General features: G+C 39.6%; 4 protein-coding genes. All 4 read left to right on the top strand.

The annotated features are described in order from the left end of the window. The coding region (locus tag F6K52_RS33125; RefSeq protein ID WP_293088876.1) for an EAL domain-containing protein at positions 1-302 on the top strand (302 nt) is incomplete at its 5' end. Positions 303-574: 272 nt separating this feature from the next. Next, entirely contained in the window at positions 575-1,891 is a 1,317-nt protein-coding gene (locus tag F6K52_RS33120) for a DUF4832 domain-containing protein (protein ID WP_293088874.1), read from the top strand. 212 nt (positions 1,892-2,103) lie between these two features. Next, the gene (locus F6K52_RS33115) at positions 2,104-3,384 is read left to right on the top strand and encodes a lipid II flippase MurJ (RefSeq protein ID WP_293088872.1); all 1,281 of its coding nucleotides are present in this window, start codon (positions 2,104-2,106) and stop codon (positions 3,382-3,384) included. Then, the coding region (locus tag F6K52_RS33110) for a glycosyltransferase (protein WP_293088870.1) at positions 3,375-4,194 on the top strand (820 nt) is incomplete at its 3' end. The genes F6K52_RS33115 and F6K52_RS33110, both read left to right, overlap by 10 nt.

Genomic DNA, 4,194 nt, shown 5'->3' with positions numbered 1-4,194 from the left:
TTTATAATTCATCGGATATAAATTATATCCATGAAGTATCTAACTCTATCTATGGAGAGTTTAATGGCTTAAAAGTTGATCGCTCTCTAGTCAGTAAAATTAATACGGATAATAAAAATTTAGAACCCGTTCAAACCGTGGCTAAACTAGCCAATGATATTGGTGTTGATCTAATTGCCACCGGGGTAGAAACATCCAGGCAAATTGATCAACTAAAAATCCTCAACTGTAAATATGGACAAGGCTACTTTTTCTCCAAACCCGTAGACGTTGAAGCGGCGATAACTTTGATTGGAGTTTAGCTAAACGTAAGCCATCAGCCTTTTGCCAACGGCTGATGGCACCTCAAGTAGAACCATCTGTAGCGCATATGCTTACAGCTAAACTAAGGGGAGAGTGGAAAGAGGGGGAGCAGGGAGTGAGAAATTTGGTGTGTAGCTCATCCAACTTAAAAGCACTATAAAAATTGATAATAAATCAGTATAATAAAGCAAATATGGTGATTAGTAAGATAGCAAAATACAGCAATTTAGTCTTTATACTAGGGATATTCACCACTGTTGCTTGTAATACTATGACAACAGCTCAAACCTCTAATGTTACCACGGTTTATCAAGGGAGTGATGAACACTTTCCAAATCCAGAACGAGGCTTTTTTATGCCTTTTACTCCTCTGGACAATACATCAAATTATTCCTTACAGCTGTCTGAGCTACAAGAGGTTAGGAATAACCAAATGACCTTAGTACGTAAGGTTTACGTAATTTCAGAATTTAGAAATAAACCGTTATCAGAGTCTTTTCTACAAACCCTATCCCAGGATTTGAATACTGCTCGACAAGCTGGGGTTAAATTAATCCTACGGTTTGCCTATAATTGGGTAGGAGGTGGTGAAGATTCATCCCGCGATCGCATACTCTCTCATCTGGATGATCTGCAACCGATATTAGCATCAAACTACGATGTTATCGCCTACATGGAAGCAGGTTTTATTGGTTACTGGGGAGAATGGCATAGTTCTTACTATGGTTTGGATAGCAACAATGAAGATAGAAAAGCTATTTTGTTTAAACTGCTGTCGGTGCTACCCAGTGAACGGATGGTTACTCTACGATATCCCAATCATAAAATAGCAATTTTTGATCAAGAAAATCCTCTTACCTCTAATGAAGCGTTTAATGGTACTAACAGAGCAAGAACTGGAGCTACTAATGATTGTTTCCTAGCCAGTATTGATGATTGGGGAACTTACAGCGATACGGATCGGGGGATAATAGAACAAGAAAAGACATTTTTAAATCTGGATAATCGGTATGTGGTACAGGGAGGAGAAACCTGCAATCCTAGTTCTTTTGATGATTGTCCCAATGCTTTAAATGAACTAGAACGAATGCGCTGGAGTGCATTAAACTACAAACCGGGTGATGCCACTGAGATCATTGAAGACTGGGAAACCCAAGGGTGTTTAGAGGAAATTAAACGTCGTTTGGGCTATCGCTTCCGTCTAGTGAAATCAGTTACTCCTACTAGGGTAAAACCCGCTCGTACATTCTCGATACAATTGGAAATTATCAATGAAGGATGGGCTAGTCCTTACAATCCTCGGCCACTGGAAATTATTCTCCGTCACCGTGTCACTCGTCGCGAATACCATTTACCTATAGACGAGGATCCTCGGATGTGGATGCCTGGTAGTACTCAGGTTATTAATGCTGTCACTCGTACTCCAGACACAATCGAAACTGGAACCTATGATGTTTTCTTAAATCTACCTGATCCAGCTCCTCAATTATATAATCATCCAGACTATTCCATCAGACTTGCTAATCAAAATCTCTGGGAAGCCTCGACAGGCTACAATTCCCTATTGACTAGCCTTATTGTTAATTAAACTGTAAGCTAATTCGCATTAGCTGATAGCTGATAGCACCTCAAGTAGCCTGCGTGGCACAGGCTTCTAGCCTGTGAAGTAGCGCATATGCTTAAATACGGATAGAGACTATGAGAGTTTGGTCAGGGCAAAGCTTGCTTATCTACTGTAAAAAGCTAGTCAATGGCTCGACGAATAGCAAAATTTTTCGCGCAATTGTAACTGTTGGTTTATTGACTGCTTTTGTAAAAGTTAGTTCTCTTATTAAAGAATTAGTAGTTGCCTGGAGGTTTGGTACTGGGGATGAATTAGATGCATTTTTTATCGCTTTATTGGTTGTTTTTTTAATAAAAAATGTAATCGCTGAATCCCTTGATACTGCCTTTATTCCTACCTATATCCGTGTACGAGATCAGGAAGGAATGGCAGCCGCTCAAAAACTGTTTTCTGGAGTAATGATCTGGGCATTAGTACTGCTTAGCTTCACTACTATAGTAATGGTAGCTACTGCTCTGGTTTACTTACCATTGATTGCCTCTGGGTTTAACCCCGAAAAGTTAGAGCTTACCTTCCATCTACTTGGTTTAATGGCACCCGTAGTTATCCTTACTGGGATTGCCATCATTTGGAGTGCTGTTTTGAATGCTGGGGAACGTTTTGCTCTAGCAGCTCTATGTCCAATGATGATTCCGGTGATTAGCATCCTATTGATAGTAGGATTTAAGTCTTTAGGAATCTTTGCCTTAGTTGCTGGATTAATTAGTGGTACAGCTCTAGAGCTGATAATTCTGGGAATAGCACTGCATCATCAAGGTATTTCATTACTGCCAAGATGGTATGGATTTAATGAGCCTATGCGCCAGGTAGCGAGCCAGTATCTGCCAATGATTGCTGGAGCATTATTAATTTGTAGTGCTGCTCCAATTGATCAAGCCATGGCAGCTATGTTGTCTCCTGGTAGTGTGTCTATACTTAACTACGCCAACGGTTTAATTGCTTCTCCCATTAACCTAATGAGTATTGCCATCAGCACTGCGGTAATTCCCTATTTTTCTAAGATGGTTGCTAGTCAGGATTGGCAAGAAATCCGTGGTACCCTTAGGTATTATCTGCGGCTGATATTTTTGATTACCGTACCGCTAAGCATAATTCTAATTGTTTTTTCCTATCCGATAGTTCAGGTAGTTTTTGAACGAGGTTCATTTACCTCGGATGCTACTAATTTAGTCGCACAAACTCAAGCAATTTATGCCTTACAAATTCCTTTTTATATTGCTAATATTCTAGTGGTTAGGCTGGTGTCAGCCATGAGACTTAACTATATCCTGATGTGGGTATCTGGATTTGATTTAGCCATTAATATCATCTTGAATATTCTCTTTATGCAATGGCTGGGGATTAAAGGCATTGCGTTATCCACTAGCTGCGTGTATATCTTTTGTTTTTCCTTTATGTTCTTATTTACCCAAAACCAAATCAAAAAGAAAAACCCTGGAAAACAATTATGCGATTAACACTAGTGACGTCATCTCTCTCCTGTGGGGGTGCTGAGCGAGCGGTAGCTTTGCTAGCAAAAGGATTCTTTAACAAGGGTTATAAAGTTGATGTGGTAACAATTGATGACAGCTATCTTGACTTTTATAAATTACCCGATGGGGTTAATCGAGTAGCCCTTAATATCGCAAAAAACTCACCAACTTTTATTCATGGAATTTGGAATAACCTCTATCGTTTATGGGTCTTGAGACGAACCATTAAATCCCTACACCCTGATGTTGTCATTTCTTTCTTAGATCAAATCAATATCTTGACCCTGTTAGCTCTTGTTAAGACTAACTATCCCGTTCTGGTAAGTGAACAGAATGATCCTCGGAAAAGTTCTAGTGGAAAAATGTGGGATAGATTGCGACATATAACCTATTCCTTTGCAGATAAAGTGGTTAGCGTAGGGGATGGGGTGAATCAGTATTTTGACTGGCTCCCCGAAACTAAACGAGCAGTAATTTATAACCCATTGGCTAGTATCAATTCCAGACCTAGTATGGACAAATTCCTGGAAGCTAAAGGAGCCGATATAAGTAAAAAATGGATAGTTGCTATCGGAAGGCTTACCCATCAGAAAGGTTTTGATATTTTATTATCTGCTTTCAAAAAACATGCTGAGCACCATCCAGACTGGCAACTTATAATTTTAGGAGAAGGGGAGCTTCGTCCAGAGCTTGAAAATCTCAGATATCAATTAGGTTTAACTAATCAGGTCATCTTTCCTGGGGTTGTCCGTAATCCCTTTTCAGTCTTAAAACGGTCAGAATTATTTGTCTTGA

Origin of the sequence: Moorena sp. SIO3H5, from assembly GCF_010692395.1 — a bacterium.
Lineage (GTDB): Bacteria > Cyanobacteriota > Cyanobacteriia > Cyanobacteriales > Coleofasciculaceae > Moorena.
The sequence above is the reverse complement of the archived record's forward strand: the minus strand, read 5'-3'. Positions and strand labels throughout refer to the sequence as shown.

Coding starts and splice junctions, on each gene's coding strand:
- F6K52_RS33120 (WP_293088874.1), top strand. CDS start 575: ATGACAACAGCTCAAACCTCTAATGTTACCACGGTTTATCAAGGGAGT.